This is a genomic window from Patulibacter sp. NPDC049589, from assembly GCF_040675535.1.
Classification (GTDB): Bacteria; Actinomycetota; Thermoleophilia; order Solirubrobacterales; family Solirubrobacteraceae; genus Patulibacter.
In genome coordinates, this window is sequence record NZ_JBFAPC010000123.1 from 1 (window position 1) to 17,141 (window position 17,141).

12 protein-coding genes are annotated in these 17,141 nt (G+C 76.5%); 7 read left to right on the forward strand and 5 right to left on the reverse strand.

What is annotated here, in order from left to right:
• From AB0L40_RS19800 to def, 3 genes are all read left to right on the forward strand, one after another.
• Window positions 1-1,176: hypothetical protein (locus AB0L40_RS19800; protein ID WP_364358491.1), on the forward strand; the 1,176-nt coding region annotated here is incomplete at its 5' end.
• A 595-nt stretch (window positions 1,177-1,771) separates the two neighbouring features.
• Entirely contained in the window at window positions 1,772-2,887 is a 1,116-nt protein-coding gene (locus AB0L40_RS19805) for an aspartate-semialdehyde dehydrogenase (RefSeq protein WP_364358494.1), read from the forward strand.
• A 157-nt stretch (window positions 2,888-3,044) separates the two neighbouring features.
• Window positions 3,045-3,632: a peptide deformylase gene (gene def / locus AB0L40_RS19810; RefSeq protein WP_364358497.1), complete on the forward strand. Its 588-nt coding sequence runs from the start codon at window positions 3,045-3,047 to the stop codon at window positions 3,630-3,632.
• A gap of 720 nt (window positions 3,633-4,352) precedes the next feature.
• On the opposite strand, the gene AB0L40_RS19815 is transcribed toward def, so the two are convergent.
• From AB0L40_RS19815 to AB0L40_RS19830, 4 genes are read right to left on the reverse strand one after another with little or no spacing between them, the layout of a single operon-like run.
• Window positions 4,353-6,236, reverse strand: coding sequence for an acyltransferase (locus AB0L40_RS19815; RefSeq protein WP_364358500.1), 1,884 nt, complete (start codon window positions 6,234-6,236; stop codon window positions 4,353-4,355).
• A complete protein-coding gene (locus AB0L40_RS19820; RefSeq protein ID WP_364358503.1) occupies window positions 6,217-8,172 on the reverse strand; it encodes a cellulose biosynthesis cyclic di-GMP-binding regulatory protein BcsB in 1,956 nt (651 codons plus the stop codon). Before AB0L40_RS19820 ends, AB0L40_RS19815 begins: the two co-directional genes overlap by 20 nt.
• On the reverse strand, window positions 8,169-9,632 hold the full coding sequence (locus AB0L40_RS19825) for a glycosyltransferase family 2 protein (RefSeq protein WP_364358506.1): 1,464 nt from the start codon (window positions 9,630-9,632) through the stop codon (window positions 8,169-8,171). The genes AB0L40_RS19820 and AB0L40_RS19825 overlap by 4 nt, the downstream gene beginning before the upstream one ends.
• The gene (locus AB0L40_RS19830) at window positions 9,629-10,552 is read right to left on the reverse strand and encodes an SGNH/GDSL hydrolase family protein (protein WP_364358509.1); all 924 of its coding nucleotides are present in this window, start codon (window positions 10,550-10,552) and stop codon (window positions 9,629-9,631) included. Before AB0L40_RS19830 ends, AB0L40_RS19825 begins: the two co-directional genes overlap by 4 nt.
• Before the next feature lie 164 nt (window positions 10,553-10,716).
• Between AB0L40_RS19830 and AB0L40_RS19835 the strand changes: the two genes are divergently transcribed.
• Window positions 10,717-11,586, forward strand: a complete 870-nt coding sequence (locus AB0L40_RS19835; protein WP_364358512.1) for a hypothetical protein — start codon at window positions 10,717-10,719, stop codon at window positions 11,584-11,586.
• A gap of 178 nt (window positions 11,587-11,764) precedes the next feature.
• Entirely contained in the window at window positions 11,765-12,961 is a 1,197-nt protein-coding gene (locus tag AB0L40_RS19840) for an FAD-dependent oxidoreductase (RefSeq protein WP_364358515.1), read from the forward strand.
• An 18-nt stretch (window positions 12,962-12,979) separates the two neighbouring features.
• On the opposite strand, the gene AB0L40_RS19845 is transcribed toward AB0L40_RS19840, so the two are convergent.
• Window positions 12,980-13,924 (reverse strand): SGNH/GDSL hydrolase family protein, encoded by a 945-nt coding sequence (locus AB0L40_RS19845; RefSeq protein ID WP_364358518.1) that lies wholly within the window; start codon window positions 13,922-13,924, stop codon window positions 12,980-12,982.
• 179 nt (window positions 13,925-14,103) lie between these two features.
• On the opposite strand from AB0L40_RS19845, the gene AB0L40_RS19850 reads away from it, so the two are divergent.
• Together AB0L40_RS19850 and AB0L40_RS19855 are read left to right on the forward strand one after the other, a co-directional pair.
• Window positions 14,104-15,759, forward strand: coding sequence for an alkaline phosphatase D family protein (locus AB0L40_RS19850; protein WP_364358521.1), 1,656 nt, complete (start codon window positions 14,104-14,106; stop codon window positions 15,757-15,759).
• 26 nt (window positions 15,760-15,785) lie between these two features.
• The coding region (locus AB0L40_RS19855) for a hypothetical protein (protein ID WP_364358524.1) at window positions 15,786-17,141 on the forward strand (1,356 nt) is incomplete at its 3' end.

Here is a 17,141-nt window from a genome sequence, read left to right on the forward strand (position 1 = left end):
GCCCGCGCGGCGCGCGAGGCCGCGTCGCGGGCCCGGCGCTCCCGCGGCCGCGGCCCGTCCGGACCGTCGGGGCGCCGCTCGACCGGCTGCCTGCCGGGGCTCATCGCCCTGGTGGTCGTGGCCGCCGTCATCGCGGTGCCGGTCGTCTCGCTCGTCGGCACCGACGACGAGTCCGGGGTGCGCGGCGTCCTCAACTCGCTGGACGACCTGAAGGGCGCGGAGGACGCCGCCTCGATGCTCCGGTCGGAGGGCCTGCGCGGCGCCCTGGCGCGCCTGGAGCGCGAGATGAAGCCCGGCGAGAAGGTCTTCTCGCTGTCGATCCGCCGGGAGTACCTGAGCGGCACCGTCGCGACCGCGACGGGGGCGCAGGGACGGTCGATCACGATCCGCCGTGGCAGCGACGTCTCCACGGGCACCTCGGGGGCGACGAGCGGCCGCGGCGTCCCGCTCGAGGCGCTGGACCGCTCGGCGCCGACCCGCCTGATCGAGGCGGCCCGCCGCGGGACGTCGGGCGCGATCCTCACCGACGACAGCGACTACGTGGTCCTCGACGCGGGCCGTGAGCCGGGCGACCCGCAGTCGTGGGCCCTCTACCTCGAGGGCGGTGCCCGCTGGACCGGCGACGGCCACGGCCGGCACGTCATCCGCTCCGACGACGGCGCGCCCGCCCCCGAGCCCGGCGAGCCGGGCCCCGCGCGCAAGCCGACCGGCATCACGGGCACCTCGATGGTGCGGTCCGCGAACGTCCGCCGCGCGCTCCAGGCCGTGGAGCCGCTGGTGGCGGAGAAGTCGGTGGTCACGGGCATCGACGTCCGCCCGGGCTCCGTCGCCGTGACCACCCGGCGCGGCTACCAGGAGCGCCGGTGGACGGTGAACGCGGCGTTCGGCGTCGAGGCGAGCGCCCCGACGGAGACGACGCAGCTCAACGGCATACCGTTCTCGGCGGTGAACCCGATGGGCCCCGAGCGCGCCCTCCGTCGCATCGAGAGCCGGGCGAAGAACCGCGCGACCAGCCGCGTCGACTACGTGCTCCTGAACCCCCGGGTCGCCGCGTTCCCGGGATCGCGCACGGTGTGGGGCGTCTACCTGAAGGACGGCAGCCCGGTCCGCCGCTACTGGCGCGCGACGCTCGACGGCCGCCGGGTCGGCGAGCCCGGCAAGCCCGGGACCCCGTAGGACCGGGACCCCGTAGGACCGGGACCCCGTAGGACCGGGACCCCGTAGGACCGGGACCCCGTAGGCCCAGGACCCCGTAGGCCCAGGGCCCGAAGACCTGGGACACCGGCCCGCGGCCCCGTAGACCGGCGTGAGAGGGCCCAGGACCCCGCAAGCCCCGGGGACCCCGGAGGACCAGAGACCCCGAGGCACGTCACCTGTTGTGCCTCGGGATACCTGAAGCCGGGACCCCGGGCGCCTCGGAAGGACGCAGGCGCCGGTCCCAGCCCCGGGAGGACGGTCGCCCGCCCACCCGCGCTCGTCTCCGCGGCCGCTCTGGGAATCACCGTTTCGTGATCGATTCCCAGAGCGGCCATCAGCGGGGAACGCCCCGGGACGGCCGCGGGGCGGATCGGCAGGGTGGGCCGCCCGGCCTGCCGATGGGCGCTCGTCTCCGCGGCCGCTCTGGGAATCACCGTTTCGTGATCGATTCCCAGAGCGGCCGCGGAGGGGTCAGCGGTCCGGGACGGGGCATGCCGGCGGCGCATGACGGGTCAAGGGGACGCGCATGGGCCCGGAACCTGGCGCGCGGGCGATTCCTCGTACCCTCTAGGGCATGAGCAGCGAGGGGTACCGCATCGCCGTCGTCGGCGCCACGGGGCAGGTCGGGGGCGTCCTCCTGGACGAGCTGGGCGTGCCGAACGACGGGACGCGCGTGGGCGCCGCGACGAAGGCGACGCAGAAGGGATCCGAGCCCACCGCCCCGGCCGGCGCGGGCCTGCCGATCCGCGAGATCGTGCCGTTCGCCTCGGCGCGGTCCGCCGGCACCCAGCTGCGCGGCATGACGGTGCAGCCGATCAACGACGAGACGATCCAGGGCTTCGACATCGCGGTCTTCTCGGCGGGCGGCAGCACCTCGAAGGAGTGGGCGCCGAAGTTCGCCGCCGCCGGCGCGGTCGTCGTCGACAACTCCTCCGCCTGGCGGATGCACGACGGGGTGCCGCTCGTCGTCTCCGAGGTCAACCCCGAGGCGCTCGACGGCCACAAGGGGATCGTCGCCAACCCGAACTGCTCGACGATGCAGCTGATGGTCGCGCTGCGGCCGATCCAGCAGGCCGCGGGGATCGAGCGGCTCGTCGTCTCGACCTACCAGGCGGTCTCGGGCACCGGCAAGGCCGCCGTGGACGAGCTGTTCGAGGAGTCGCGCGCGATCCTCGACGGCGTCGAGCCGCCCGCACCCCGCAGCTACGCCCACCGGATCGCCTTCAACGCGCTGCCGCACGCCGGCACCTTCGTCGACGACCACACCGACGAGGAGCTGAAGCTCATCAACGAGACGCGGAAGATCCTCGGCGACGAGACGATCCGCATCTCCGCGACCTGCGTCCGCGTGCCGGTCATCAACGGCCACTCCGAGACCTGCAACGTCGAGACCCGTGAGGAGCTCTCCCCGGAGCGCGCGCGGGAGATCCTGGAGGCCGCGCCGGGCCTCGAGGTCCGCGACGACCCCGCCGCCGGGGTCTACCCGATGGCGATCGACGGCGACGGGCGCAGCGACGTGCTCGTCGGCCGCATCCGCCGCGACCGCGGCAACGACAAGGCGCTCGACCTCTTCGTGGTCGGCGACAACCTGCGCAAGGGCGCGGCGACCAACACGATCCAGCTCGCACTGGTCCTGCACGAGCGCGGCCTGGTCCGGCCTACCCCGGCCTCCGAGGTCCCCGCGCTGTAGTTGCGGCGCCCGCGCCCCGGCGCGCCCGGCTTGCGGCGGCCCGCGGCCACGGCCCCGTGCCCGGCGAGGCACCGTCCCGGCGGTGCACGGAGCCGCCGTCGCCGGCCGGGCCGCGGCGACGCGGCGGCCCGGTCGCGGCGCCGCTACCGTTCCGCCGATGGCCAGCTCCGACGCGTTCACCCCGGAAGTCCTGCAGCGCCGCCGTGAGGCCCTGCAGCAGGTCCGCCAATGGGGCGACCCGGCGCTGAAGACGGTCGCCAAGCCGGTCGACGCGATCGACGCCGACCTCGTCGGCGAGGCCCGCCGCCTGATCACGATCATGGACGCCGCGCTGGGCGCCGGCCTGGCCGCCACCCAGGTCGGGATCATGCGCCGCTACTTCGTCTATCGCGAGGGCGACGAGGAGCTCGGCGCCGCGACGGCGCTGGTCAACCCGGTCGTCGAGTGGTCGTCCGAGGAGACCGACGTCCGGCACGAGGGCTGCCTGTCGCTCGGCGGCGTCTGGGTGTCCGTGGAGCGGCCCGTGTCGGTGCGGGTCACCGGGCTCGACCTCTCCGGCCGCGAGCAGCGGATCGAGGCCCACGGGGCCCTGGCCCGCCGCCTGCAGCACGAGACCGACCACCTCGACGGCATCCTGATGATCGACCGCACCACGAAGGACGAGCGCAAGACCGCGCTGCGCGCGCTGCGCGAAGGCCGCGCTATGGACCCGCCCGCCGAGGGCGACCGCCTCGAGATCGACTGAGGGAGGTTCGGGGAGCGCGGTCGGTCGATCGTCGGCCAGGTGGTGTCCGCGATCGGCCGCGCCGGCCCCGGCCGACCGCCGGGGTGGTGGGGGTCGGTCGATCGTCGGCCTTGGGTTGTCCGTGGTCGACCGCGGGGGTCTTGGCTGGCCGCCGGGTTGGTGGGGGTCGGTCGATCGTCGGCCTTGGGGTGTCCATGATCGACCGCGGGGGTTGTGGCCGGCGGCCGGGTTGGTGGGGGTCGGTCGATCGTCGGCCTTGGGGTGTCCGTGATCGACCGCGGGGGTCTTGGCTGGCCGCCGGGTTGGTGGGGGTCGGTCGATCGTCGGCCAGGTGGTGTCCGTGATCGACCGCGGGGGTCTTGGCTGGCCGCCGGGTTGGTGGGGGTCGGTCGATCGTCGGCCATGGGGTGTCCGTGATCGACCGCGGGGGTTGTGGCCGGCGGCCGGGTTGGTGGGGGTCGGTCGATCGTCGGCCATGGGGTGTCCGTGATCGACCGCGCCGGCCCCGGCCTGCCGCCTCGGCCCCGGCCCGCCGAGCCAGCCCCGGCCTGCCGCCCCGGCCCGGCCTACCGCGGCGGCCCCGGCCGACCGCCCCGGCCCCGGCCGACCGCGCCTGCCCCGGCCTACCGCCCCGGCCCGGCCGTCCACCCCCGGCCCCCGACGACCGCCCCGGCCCCCGACGACCGCCCCGGCCCCCGACGACCGGACCGGCCGTCGATGTCAGACCGCGACCGGGACCGGCGGGACCGGGCGCGGGCCCGCTCCGTCGTCGGCGAGGGCCTCGAGGCCCGTGCGGACCAGGCGGTGGGGGTCCTCGTCGCGGGCGACGCCGACGACGGTGCCCGACGCGTCGATCGCGACCAGGGCGACCTCGGGCTGCTTCTGGCCGCCCGCGGTGCGGACGACGAGGAGGCCCAGGGCCGACGCGATCGCGGCCTTGGGGTCCTGGAGGTGGACGACGGCGTCGTCGAGGGGCTCGTCCGCGGGGTGCGGCGGGGCGCCCAGGTCCTCCTCCGCGGGGACGCGGGGGGAGAGCGCCGCCAGGCGGATGCCGAAGCCCGCCGCGGCGGACTGGGAGGAGTCGAACGCGCGCAGGGCGCCGCGGGTGCCCTGGAGCGCCGGGTGGCCGCTGGGGACCGGATCCGAGGGGTGGACGAGCAGCAGCAGGCCGCCGGGTCCCGTCAGCTGGCGGACCGTCCGAGCGCGGCCCTCGGCGTCGGTGACGGTGACCTCCGGCAGGACGGTGCCGGCGGCGAGGGTCGGGGCGCTGACGCGGGTGATCTGCAGCTCGCGGTCGAGCTTCGGCTGCAGCAGGCGGTCGAGGCTCGACAGCGGCTGCTCGATGTAGCGGAACGCCAGGACCCCGGCCGGGACGACGATGATGATCAGCGCCAGGGCCGAGAACGGCCACAGGGCGGGCACGTCCATCGGCAGGATGTTCCGGGCGTTCAGGGAGCGCAGGATCGGCGCGTGGATCAGGTACGTGCTGAACGACGCGGCGGCCAGCAGCTGCGCGACCGGGCTGCGCAGCGTCCGGCGCATCCAGCCGTCCGGGTCGGCGGTCAGGGCGCCCACGATCCACGAGAGCGGCGTCAGGAACGACAGCTCGAAGAACCACTGCAGGACGAACTGCGACGAGCCGCCGCGGGCGGAGGAGAGCCACACGAGCCAGCAGGTGCCGGCCACCACGATCAGGGTCGGGTACGGCTTGGGCAGCCGCCACTTGTCCGGGCGGTGCAGCAGCAGCGCGATGCCCAGCAGCATCCCCATCCCGTACAGGTAGGCCCAGGACGGCGGCGCGAACCACGAGCCGAACTGGCTGCCCGACACGCCGTGGGCGACGAGCGAGCTCTTCCACCAGATCGTGATCGCGATGAAGACGGCCGGTGGGACCAGCATCCCCGCCATGCGGCTGCGCATCGGCCAGCGGGCGATCGTCCGCATCCACGGCAGGATCACCACGGCGACGACGATCGAGAACTGCCACTCGACGCTCAGGTACCAGCCCGGATCGATCGTGCGGAAGATGTGGTCGGTGCTCCACGACTGCAGGAGCGAGAGGCCCCAGAAGACGTCCCACCACTGCGAGCTGCCGCCGCCGTAGCGCCACACCCACACGACGAGGAAGACGACGACGTAGACCGGCAGCAGACGCAGGGCGCGCTTGAAGAGGAAGTCGCGGCTACCGGGCAGCCGCTTGCCCAGCAGCACCGCGCCGCCGAAGCCGTAGTACGTGGCGAAGCCCGACAGCAGGAAGAAGAGCGGCAGCAGGCCGTCGATGCCGGTGAAGACGATGCCGGGCGCCGAGTAGTCGCGGAAGGCGTGCTGCGAGAGGTCCCCGACCGACGCCTGGTAGGCGTGGAAGAGCACCACGATGAACATGAGCGCGCGCAGCCCGTCGAGCTCGCGCAGGCGGTTGCCGCCGCCGGGCTTCGTCGGCGGGCCGGCCTTCTTCGCGCGCGGGGCCTTCGGCGGCCTGCCGCCGCCGGACCGGGACGCGCCGTCTCCGGCCGCGCCGGGGCCACCCGCGCCGGAGCGTTCCGGCGGGGGGCCGCCGGGCCGGCCTCCGGGAGTCCCCCCGGGCTCAGGAACGACCGTCGCCATCGGTCCCGTCCGGCGGCGGGGCCGAGCCCGCCGTCCGCCGGCGCAGCCGCCGGGTCGTGCGCTGCAGGGCCAGGCCGGCGAGCGCGAGGATCGCGACGCCGATGACGATCAGCGGCCAGCGCCACGGCACCGGGCCGCGCTGGATGCCGGTGACGAGCTCCTTGTCCGGGACCCGGATCGCGACGCGGGACGCGCTGAGCGCCTCGACCGTCCGGCCCTGGACCTTGCCGACGGAGTAGCCGTTGGCCAGCGGCAGCAGGGCCTTCGGGCCGATCGCCAGGACGCGGACCGCGTCCCCGGACGTCGTGACGTTCAGGACGCCGTCGGTGCGGCCGCCCGGGATCCCCTTGGCGAGGTCGTCGGGGACGGCGCTCGCGCGGGCGAGGACGAGGGCGGTCCCGGACGGCGTGTCGCCGCCGATCTGGACGTCGGGCAGGACGAGCTCGCGGCTGGTCCGCCGGGCCTCGGCGAGCGTGCCGACCACCGCGGCGACCTCGGCCTCGGTCGGGGACGCCGGCAGCTGGACGGTGGTGCCCGCCCAGCCCGGCCGGCGGTTGAGCGGGAAGGGCAGGACCGACAGCGTCGCCGTGACCGGGCGTGCCCGGGTCTGCAGCGTGACGGAGCCCGCGTCCTGCACGGCGAGGCCGCCGTCGTCGAAGCCGTCCGGCGTGCAGCGCAGGTCGCGCGGTCGGTTGATCCGCGTCTGGACCGTCACCGAGTTGTCGCCCGCGCGGAGGTCGGCGCGGAAGAGCGACGGGCCGCGGGGCGCGAGCGCCTCCTCGACGGCGAAGCGCGACGGGCCGCGCGGCGTCAGCGGCTCGCCGACGAGCTGGCGGCCGTTGATCGCCACGACGGCGCGGCCGCCCGCGGGGGCGTCGTAGGTGGCCGCGAGCCGCAGGCGGGAGCCGCGCAGGACCTCGCGCCACTCGGGGATCCGGAAGCCGAGCGTGAGGTCGTTGCGGCCGACCCCGGTGACCTGCCCGGTGGGCAGGCGGATGCGGCGCGGCAGCCCGCCGCGGCGGACGGTGACGGCGGGCAGGACGGTGCCCGACGCGGACGTCCCGCGCAGGCGGCGGGAGACCGACGGGCGCAGCGCGCCGGCGGCGCGCAGCAGGCCCTCGCCGCGGCCGGCGAGGACGACGACGGCGGCGCGGTCGACGCCGACGACGCTCGTCGTGACGCTCGGCGTCGCGGCGCCCTCGGCGATCGTGACGACCGACTCGCCGGGGCGCCTGCGGGTGGACGTGCCCCGGATCGAGACGCGCACCGCGACGCCCTGGCCGCCGGCCGCGGCGGCGACCTCGCCGAGCGCCAGCGACGCCGCGCGGATCCCGGCGGGCGACGGGGCGCCCGTGAAGCGGACGAGCACGCGGCCGCGGCGCCGGCCGACGCCGGCGACCAGCGACCCGGGCAGGGACTTCAGGCTCGGGGCCGCGGCGGGCGCGGCGCCGTCGACGACGACGCCGGAGCTGCGGTCCAGCTCGAGCCACGCGGACGGGTCGTCCGGCGTGGGGCAGATCGCCTGGGCGGTCTGCAGCCGGGTCTCGACCGAGACCGGCACGGTGCGGTCCGTGCCGCGCAGGGCGGTGCGCGGGATCGGGAAGCTCGCGGAGCCCGCGCCGGGCCCGAGGGTCGTCGAGCCGACGATCGTGTCGCCGACCCGGACCTGCAGGCCCGAGCGCTCGGAGAGCTGCTGCGACGCGCGCCACCGCAGGTGCACGCGGCCGCCGACCGTGGTCCACCGCACGGGCACCGGGATGCCGCCGGAGAAGCGGTCCAGCCCGCCGCCGAAGCGCACGGCCGCGTCGTCGGGGCCGGCCAGGGGGACGTCGGTCGCGGCGGCGGAGGAGACCGATGGCGCGGCGAGGCCCAGCAGCCCGACGACCGTCAGGGCGACGACCTTGCGGTGCTTCGGGGTCGGGGCGGCGGCGGTCATGCGGTCTCGATCGGTCGGTTCGAACTGGGGGACTGCGGAGGAGGGGGACCGGCCCCCGGTGGAGAGGATCCCGTTCCGTCGCGCGGGAGGCGGGGACCCTCGCGCCGCGTGACCATCCAGCGGCGGTCGCCGACGATCTCGCGGACCATCGCGGCCTGGGCGACGGCGTTCTTCAGCACGGTGTACGGCAGGGCCGCGACGCAGTAGAAGAGGAACCAGCGCAGCCCGAGGGCCTCGCGGGACTCGTCGGTGGCGACGCGGTAGGACGCGATCCCGAGGACCGCGCCCGTCGACAGCGTGACGACCGTCGTCCCGATCAGGAACGGGTCGCGCAGCAGGTGGAACGGCAGCCCGGCGATCAGCTGGGCCGCCAGCACGGTGAAGATCTGCAGCGAGATGATCGGGAACAGCTCGCGCCAGACGAGCATCACGAGCCAGTAGAAGCGGATCCACGGCCCCAGGACGCGCGAGCGGCGGACGTCGGCGGTGTGCCGGATCGTCACCTGGAACCAGCCCTGGGCCCAGCGGGTGCGCTGCTTCCACCAGCCGCGGAACGTCGCGGGTGCCAGCTCGGTGGAGACGACCGCGCGCTCGTGGATGAGGCGGTACCCGGACAGGAGCGCCCGGAGCGACACGTCGATGTCCTCGGTCAGCATCCGGTGGTCGACGCCCAGGCGGCGCAGGACGTCGGTCCGCCACCAGCCGTTGGCGCCGCCGAAGATCGCGGTGTCGGTCAGCAGCGAGCGGCCGGAGTGGGCGATCCCGTAGATCCCCTCGAACTCCGCGCCGACGATCCGCGTCAGGAGGTTGCGGTCGCTGTTGCGGATGATGCAGCGGCCCTGCACGACGTCGTAGCCCTGGTCGATCCAGCGCAGCGCGATCTGGGCGGCGTCGCGGCGCAGGTGGTGGTCGGCGTCGAGGATCGCGGTGACCTCGCCGCGGACGTGCGGGAGCGCGCCCATGATGTTCTCGGCCTTCGACCGGCTGCCCTCGACGCACAGGACGTCGATCGCCGGGATCCGCTCGGCGAGCGCGCGCAGGTCGGCCTCCAGCGGCATCCGGCGGTCGGTGTTGTACGCGAGCAGCACCTGCAGGCGGCCCTCCGGCATGTCGACCTCCTGCAGGAGGTGCAGGAGGGTCTCCTCGATGATGTCGGCCTCGTTGGGCAGGTAGGCCGCGACGATCAGCGTCACCGTCGGGTCCCACCCGTCCTGCGGCGGCGGGGGCAGGCGCCGCGACGAGTGCCGGACCGCGAGGTTGGCCTCCACGAGCATCAGCAGGCACGTGAGCAGGTAGGCGATCGCCACGCCGTAGAGGACCCAGCCGAGCACGGGCTCGACGAGCTGCGTGACCGCGCCCAGCAGGATCGACGGGGCGACGAAGCAGACGAGCAGCGACAGCGTCAGCTGCAGGCCGACCTGGCTGCGGGCGCGCTCGAGGATGGCGACGAAGAGCCTCATCGCGTGGCGGGGATGCGGGGGAGCAGGGCGGACAGGGCCTCGCGGCCGGCGAGCTCGTAGCCGTCGGCGCGCAGGTGGATGTCCGGCGTCCGGGGGGCGGAGACGCACATCCAGGTGTATCGGCAGACGGCGGCGACGGCTCGCGGACGGACGTCGGATCCCGGGTCCAGCGGCGCGGTCTGGTCCATCGCGCCGGCGAGGTCCACGAGCGTGGCGTGGTGCCGGCGGGCGGCCTTCGCGATCGCGCCGTTGACGCGCAGCAGGAACGTGCGGTGCTCGCGGGCGAGGAGGGGCCGCGACGCGGGCTGGTCGTCCCACAGGCCGAGCAGCGGGTCGTAGAGGTTCAGGACGCCGATCGGGACGGTGCGGTCGACCTCGCGCAGGCGGCCGAGCAGGTCGTCGAGGTTCGTCCGCAGCGCGGCGCCGGCGCGGGCGATGCAGCCGGGCAGGACGCGGCCGGCGGAGAAGCACGAGCCGACGTCGTTGCCGCCGATGTCGAGCAGCACGACCCGCCGCTTGCCCTTCGTCGACGACAGGAGGCCCTCGGCCCAGGCGGCCTGCGACGTCGTCGGGTCCTCGTTGCGGTACGGGGTGTCGCGCTTCGGCGCGCACTGCCGGGCGCCCGTGAGCACGGACGACGAGGTCGCGCCGCCGCAGCCGAGCTCGACCAGGTGGACCTTCCGGCCCTCGTCGCGCAGCGCGGCGGCGAACCGGCGCGGGTAGCCCTGGTGCGTCTCCTGCCCGCCGCCGAGCAGCTTCGGCTGGACCCCGACGGCCAGCGAGTCCCCGAGCGAGAGGACCTGGACGGCGTCGGGACCGTCGTCGTCCGCGCCGCACCCGGCCAGGAGGACGACGGCCAGCACGGCGAGGAGCCGTAGTCGTGGACGCCGGCCCGGGGCCGAGGGGAGGTCGTGGGGCACGTCGATCGCGGGGAGCCTCGCGGGGATTCGCAGGGGACAGCCGGGACCTCCCCCCGCGCGAGCTCGCGCCCCAGGGTAGAACATGCGTCGACGTCCATGCGCGCCATGGCGCGGGGACGCCGTCCGCCCGGGGGAGGCCGCCGCCCCCGGTAGGCTCACCGCCGGTGTCCGCCCCGTCCCCCGTCGCCTTCGGGCTGACCACGCCGCTCATCGCCGGGCTCGGCCGGCTGCGCCGCCGCCCACTGGTCGCGCTGCTGCCGACGCTCGTCCTGCTGCTGCCGCTGTTGCCGGTGCTCGTGGCGATCCGGGGCGTGCTGCGGGCCGGCGCGGACGTGGCGCTGACGGAGCTGATCGCCGGCGCGCCGAAGGGGGCCGCCGGCGCGGTGATCGTGCGGCCCGACGCCTTCGGGATCCGGCTGCTGGTGGCCCTCGCGGGGCTGCTGGCGATCGCGGTCGCGCTGGTCGTCGTCGCGGGGCTCGTCGGCGGGGCCGCGACGGCCGGGGCGACCCGCCCGCTCGAGGCCCTGCGCCGCGCCTGGCGCGCGTGGCCGGTCGTCGCGCTCTCCACCGTGCTCGCCGCGCTGATCGTGGCGCTGGCCGCCGGCGCGATCGTCGCGGTCGCGGTCCTGGCGGGCCGGGTGCGCTTCCAGCTGACGACCGTGATCCTGGTCGTGGGCCTCGGCGGGCTCGCGGTCGTCGTGATGCGCCTGTCGTTGTGGCCCGCGCTGGCGCTCGAGGAGGGCGTCCCGCTGCGCCGCGCCGTCCGGCGGGCGTGGACCACGACCCGCGGCAGCGCGGTCCGCCTGGTGCTCGCCGCGGTCGTGGTGCTCGTCGCGCTCGGCCTGCCCGCGTGGCTGCTCGGGCGCGTCGTCGGCTTCGTGCTGGACCGCCTGGCCGACGCCGAGGTGCTGACGCTCTCGCCCGTCGCGATCGGGCTGTGGTCGCTGGTGCTGGTGCCGGTCGCGGTGGTCGTCGGCCTCGTGGTCTGGGGCGTCGGCGCGCGGACCGTGGCGCTCGCCGTCCGCCCGGACTGACCGGGGCCGGCGCGGCGGAGGCGGGGGCCGGCGCGGGCCACCGTCGGGCCGGACGGGGCCCGGCCGTCGACGCGCGGCCTGCCCCGCGGCCGGAGGGATTGGTCGGATCCGTGGAAGACCCGCGCGGGTCCGGGAGAACTACGGAGGCGGCGGCCGCGTCCCCGGCCGATCCTCCCGTATGGCCTCTGCCCGTCCCGTCCCCGTCGCGCCCCGGGTCCTGATCGCGGGGGGCGGGATCGCCGCGCTGGAGGCCGCGCTGGCGCTTCGGGCGACGGCGACGCGTCCGTGGCTGGAGATCACGATCCTCGCGCCCGGGCGCAGCGTCCGGTACCCGCCGCTGGCGGTCATGGAGCCGTTCGTCCCCGTGCCGCCGCCGGAGCTCCTCGCGAGCTTCGCCAGGGACGTCGAGGCCGACGTCGTCACGGGGTCCCTCGCGCGCGTCGACGTCGACGCGCGGACCGCCTGGACCGACGACGGGATCCCGATCGAGTACGACGCCCTGCTCGTCGCGATCGGGGCGCGGCCCGCGGAGTCCGTCCGGGGCGCGATCCCCTTCCGCGGGTCCGCCGACGCCCCCGCCGTCGGCCGGGCGATCGAGGACCTCCGCGGCGGGGGCGCGCTCGCCCTCGTCGTCCCGCCGTCGGTGTCGTGGTCGCTGCCGGCCTACGAGCTCGCGCTGCTGGCCGCGGCCCGGCTCACCGGCACCGACGGCACCGTGCGGGTCGTCACCGCCGAGCCGGCGCCCCTCGTCGCGTTCGGGGCCGCCGGCGGCGCGGTCGTCGGCCGGCGCCTGGCCGCGCGCGGCGTCCGGCTGCACACCGACGCCGCGGTCGACCTGATCACGCCCGGCTGGCTGCGGCTCGAGGACGGTCGGCGCCTGACGGCGGAGCGCGTGATCGCGCTGCCGGTCCTCGTCGGGCGGCCGGTGGCCGGGCTCGCCGACGGCGGCGACGGCTTCCTGCGCACCGACGACGAGGGCCGCGTCGACGGGTGCCCGCGCGTCTACGCGGCCGGCGACGTCACGGCCGGGCACTTCAAGCAGGGAGGGCTGGCGTGCCAGCAGGCCGACGCGGCCGCCGGCACCATCGCCGAGGACCTCGGCGTCCCGGGCCGGACCGCCGCCTACCGGCCGGTGCTCCGCGGGCTGCTCGTGACCGGGGACGCGCCCGAGCCGCTGCGGCGCGTCCTCGACGAGCGCATAGACGCCGCGGGCGAGCTGCTGATGCGCCCCGGCGGGGAGCACCGGCCCGGCGCCTGGCTCGGCGGCAAGGTCGTCGGCCGCCACCTCGCGCCGTACCTCGCGGCGCGCGAGGGACCGGGGAGCCCGGAGGCGCCCTTGCGGCTGCCGCCGGAGCCCGTGACCACCGGGGTCTGACGGGGCCGCCGCGCCCGCTCAGTCCCGCAGCGCCCGGTCGACCGCGGCGCGCGTCGCCCGGTCGAAGAGCCGCGCCGCCCGTGCGTAGCCGGCGTCGTTGAGGTGCACGTCGTTCAGCGCGCACATCCAGGTGGAGGAGCACGCCGAGCGGACTGCGCGCGGGTCGCGGCCGACCAGCGGGGCGTTGCCGCCGACCGCGCGGCCGAGCTGCGCGACCGTCCAGCCCTCGGCCCGCAGGATCCGCGTCAGCCGTGGGTCGATGCGGTCGCGGATCCGGCGGTGGAAGGCGAGCACGGCGCGCCGCGGGACCCCGCCGACCCGCAGCAGCCCGACGTAGGGGTCGTAGACCGTGGCGGCCGCGAGGACCGTCCGCGGGCCGGCGGCGGCCTTCAGACGCCGGGCGATGGTCCGGACGCCGCGCTCGAGGGCGGGCTCCTGGGCGTCCAGGCAGCGGGTCAGCCGGCCGGCGTCGGCGTTCAGGCAGCGCAGCACGTCGTTGCCGCCGACGGTGAGCGTCACCAGCGTCGGGGCGGCGCGCCGGGCGCGCAGGCGGCGGACGGCCCACGCGACCTGCGACGAGCCCGTGCCGTCGTTCGCGTAGGGGACCGGGGCGTCGGGGGCGCAGTCGCCGCCCCGCAGCAGGATCTCGGTGTCGGCGCCGCCGCAGGCCGCCCGGACGAGATCGACCCGGCCGTGGCGGGCCCGCAGGGTGCGCGCCAGGCGCGGCGCGTAGCCGCGCTCGGTGACGACGTCGGCGCCCCCCGCCCCGACGGGCTGCACGCCGCGGCCGAGCGAGTCGCCGAGCGCGAGCAGCTGCAGCGCCGGCGGGGCGATCCTCGGCGGCTCGCGGTCGGCGCGGGGGAGGGCGAGCCCGACGACGACCAGCGCGGCGCCGGCGACGAGCAGCACGGCGAGCGCGACCCACCGGGCCGGCCCGGCGGTCCAGGGCGCGGGGGCGCTCACGTCGTGGCGGTGGGGGCGGGCGGCACGCCGGGGATCGTACGGCGCCGCCCGCTTCCGACCGGAACGGAACACTCGGGCTCCGAATGTTCACCACCCGATCGTCGGGATGGGAGAGGATGGCGAACGCCCTCCGCGCGCCCTCCCGGGCCGTGTCCATCTCCCGCACCAGACCCGAGGCCGTGACCCGCATATCGATCACCCGCCGTGAGCTCGTCGTGGCCGGCGGCACCCTCGCCGCCGGCCTCGCCCTGACGACGCCCGCGCACGCCCGCCTGCTGCCCACGACCCGCGGGGTCGGCCGCGGCCGCTTCCTCGACGGCGTGGCGTCGGGCGAGCCCTCGTCCGACGCCGTCACGTTCTGGGGCCGGCTGACGACGTCGGCGCCCCGCAGCGCGGCCCGGCTGATCGTGGCCGAGGACCAGGGCCTGACGAAGACCGTGGCGACCGTGGTCGTCCCGACGTCCGCGGGCGTCGACCACACGCTGAAGGCCCGGGTCGGGGGCCTGAAGCCGGCGCAGCACTACTGGTACGCGTGGCAGTCGTCGACCGACGTGTCCCCGGTCGGGCGCACGAAGACGGCGCCCCCGGGCGACAGCGACACGCCGATCTCGATCGCGTACTCCAGCTGCCAGAACTACGGCGCGGGCTTCTTCTCCGCCCACGCGGACGCGGCGGCACACGACGAGATCGACCTCTGCGCGTTCCTCGGCGACTACACGTACGAGTACGCCTACGGCGACTACGGCGGCCAGGGCCGCGGGTCGGGCGTCGTCGACCCGGCGTCGACGGACCTCACGAGCTACCGCGAGAAGCTGCGGCTCTACCGCGCCGACGCGCCGCTGCGCGAGCTGCACCGCCTGCACCCCGTCGTCCACGTCTGGGACGACCACGAGATCGCGGACAACTACACCGATGGCGCGCCGGCCCCGTCGGACCTGCAGCGCAACGCGGGCTACCGGGCGTCGACCGAGTGGCTGCCGCGGCTGGCCTTCCCGGGCGACCGCTTCCGCCTCTACCGCTCGCTCCGCTACGGCAGGAACGCCGAGCTGTTCATCACCGACCAGCGGCAGTACCGGACGGCCGGCGACCCGGGCACGACGATGCTCGGCCGCCCGCAACTGGACTGGCTCAAGCGCGGGATCCAGGCCAGCAGCGCACGCTTCAAGCTCGTCGGCAACCCGGACATGATCGCCCCGCTGGGCCTGGCCCCGCTCGGCGCGACCCTGGCGACGATCAACAGCGACCAGTGGGACGGCTACCCGGCCGAGCGCGCGGAGCTCCTGAACCACATCGCGGCCAACGCGATCGGCGACGTCGTCTTCCTCACCGGCGACATCCACCTCTACATGGCCAACGACCTGCTGCTGAACGGCCGCTCGGTCGCGACGGAGTACATCGGCGGATCGGTCACCTCGCCCGGCCTGCCCGCGCTGCTGAACGCGCTGGGCACCCCGGCGATCCGGGCGCTGAACACCCACATCCGCTTCTTCGACGGCGAGGCGCACGGCTGGGCGCTGGCCCGCGTCACGAAGGACGCGCTGACGGTGGACTTCCGCGTCAACGACATCACCGTCAAGGACGCGCCGTCGCGCACGCTGGCGTCCTTCGTGCAGCCCGTCGGGGCCAATCAGGTGCAGCAGCAGGCCGTGCCGACGGCGTCGCGCGACCGGGCGACCCCGGCGCCCGCCACGTCGCGGAGCAGGCCGCTGGCCCTCCGGCAGCGGCGCCTGGAGACCGTCGCCGACCGCGACCTCGCGCGTCGCGTCGCGCTCGCCGAGTCCGCGGCCCGGCGGCGGAGGAGACGCCGTGTCCCCGCGAAGCGGCGGGCCGTCTGATGCGGACGTCGCGCGCCTCCCGTCTGATGCGGACGTCCCGCACCGCCGGACCGGTCGCCGCGGCCGGTCCGTCGCACGCGACGGACGGGCGCCGCCCCCGGATCGCCGGCCGCCGAGCCGGCCGACGGGTCGTCGCCCTCGCGATCGCCGCCTGCGCCCTGACCGCCCTCCCGGCCGCGGCCTCCGCCACCGTCCCGAACGATGGCCCCACCGGCGCCGTCCCGTTCCTCCCCGCGGAGGCCGAGAACGGCCCGGTCACCGATCTGCAGCGCACGGTCGTCCTCGACGGCGCCGGGCCCGACGCGGCGGCCCCGCGCTGCCTGGGGCCGTCGTCGTTCCAGCGCACCGCCTGGCTGTCGATCGAGGCGTCGTCCCGCACGCGACGGATCAGCGTCGAGGCCGCCGCGAAGGACGTCAGCACCGCCGTCCCCGACCTCGCCGCCTACGTCCAGGCCGGCCGCAGCGGCGCGGACGTCCACGAGCCGCAGGCGTGCTCCGGCCGCGAGACCGCGGGCGACCCGGCCCGCGGCGACGCCGGCGCGGCGACCGTGCTGGTCGTCCCGGCCGGCGCGTCGGTCCTCGTTCAGGTCGGCTGGCGCGCCGGCGACACGCCCGTCCCCGTCGTCGCGTCGCTCGCCACGACGGACCTGCCGACCCTCCCCGTCCCCGAGGGCCAGGCCTTCCTGGGCGCCCCGTTCGCGTTCTCCGGTCCCGGCCAGGTCGTCGGCCTGACGGGCGCGACGACGACCTTCGCCGACCCCGCCCAGCCGCGCTGCGCGTCCCAGGCCGGCGTCTGGCGGCGCGTGCGGATCGCGCGCCGCGGCGTCTACGCGACCGCCGTCGCGGGCGACCGGGCGGCGACGCTCACGGTCTTCTCGACGACGCCGACGGGCGACACCGCCGTGGCCTGCGCCGACGACGGCACGACGCCCGCGCTCACCACGACGTTCCGCGCGAAGCGCACGGGCACCTACTGGCTGCGGGTCGGGGCGGACACGCCGGAGACGAGCTCGCGCGCCGGCCTGGCGCTGCTCGGCCCCTACGCGACGGCGAAGGCCGGCCGGGCCGCCGCGAACGCCGCGTCGGACCGTGCCGCCCGCGCGCTGGACCCGAACGCGCCGTGCGCCGACGCCCGCGCGCCCCGCCCGGCGATCACCGCGTCCGCCCTGCGCTCGCTGCGCCGCGGCGGGCGGGTCGTGCGCGGCACCAACGACGGCGCGGCCTGCGTGAGCGGCCGCTCGACCGTCGCCCGCTTCACCGTCGCGGTGGGGCGGGTCCGCGGCGGCCCGTGCGCATTGCGGACGGGCCGCACCTTCGGCGCCCCCCGCACCTGCGCCACCCCGCCGGGCGCCCGCCGGGCCCCGGGGACCGCCGCGTGGGGC

What these genes read in the sequence shown, in the direction of transcription:
- AB0L40_RS19840 (WP_364358515.1), top strand. Translation starts at nt 11,765, where the DNA reads ATGGCCTCTGCCCGTCCCGTCCCCGTCGCGCCCCGGGTCCTGATCGCG.
- AB0L40_RS19825 (WP_364358506.1), bottom strand. Translation starts at nt 9,632, where the DNA reads ATGAGGCTCTTCGTCGCCATCCTCGAGCGCGCCCGCAGCCAGGTCGGC.
- def (WP_364358497.1), top strand. Translation starts at nt 3,045, where the DNA reads ATGGCCAGCTCCGACGCGTTCACCCCGGAAGTCCTGCAGCGCCGCCGT.
- AB0L40_RS19805 (WP_364358494.1), top strand. Translation starts at nt 1,772, where the DNA reads ATGAGCAGCGAGGGGTACCGCATCGCCGTCGTCGGCGCCACGGGGCAG.
- AB0L40_RS19815 (WP_364358500.1), bottom strand. Translation starts at nt 6,236, where the DNA reads ATGGCGACGGTCGTTCCTGAGCCCGGGGGGACTCCCGGAGGCCGGCCC.
- AB0L40_RS19820 (WP_364358503.1), bottom strand. Translation starts at nt 8,172, where the DNA reads ATGACCGCCGCCGCCCCGACCCCGAAGCACCGCAAGGTCGTCGCCCTG.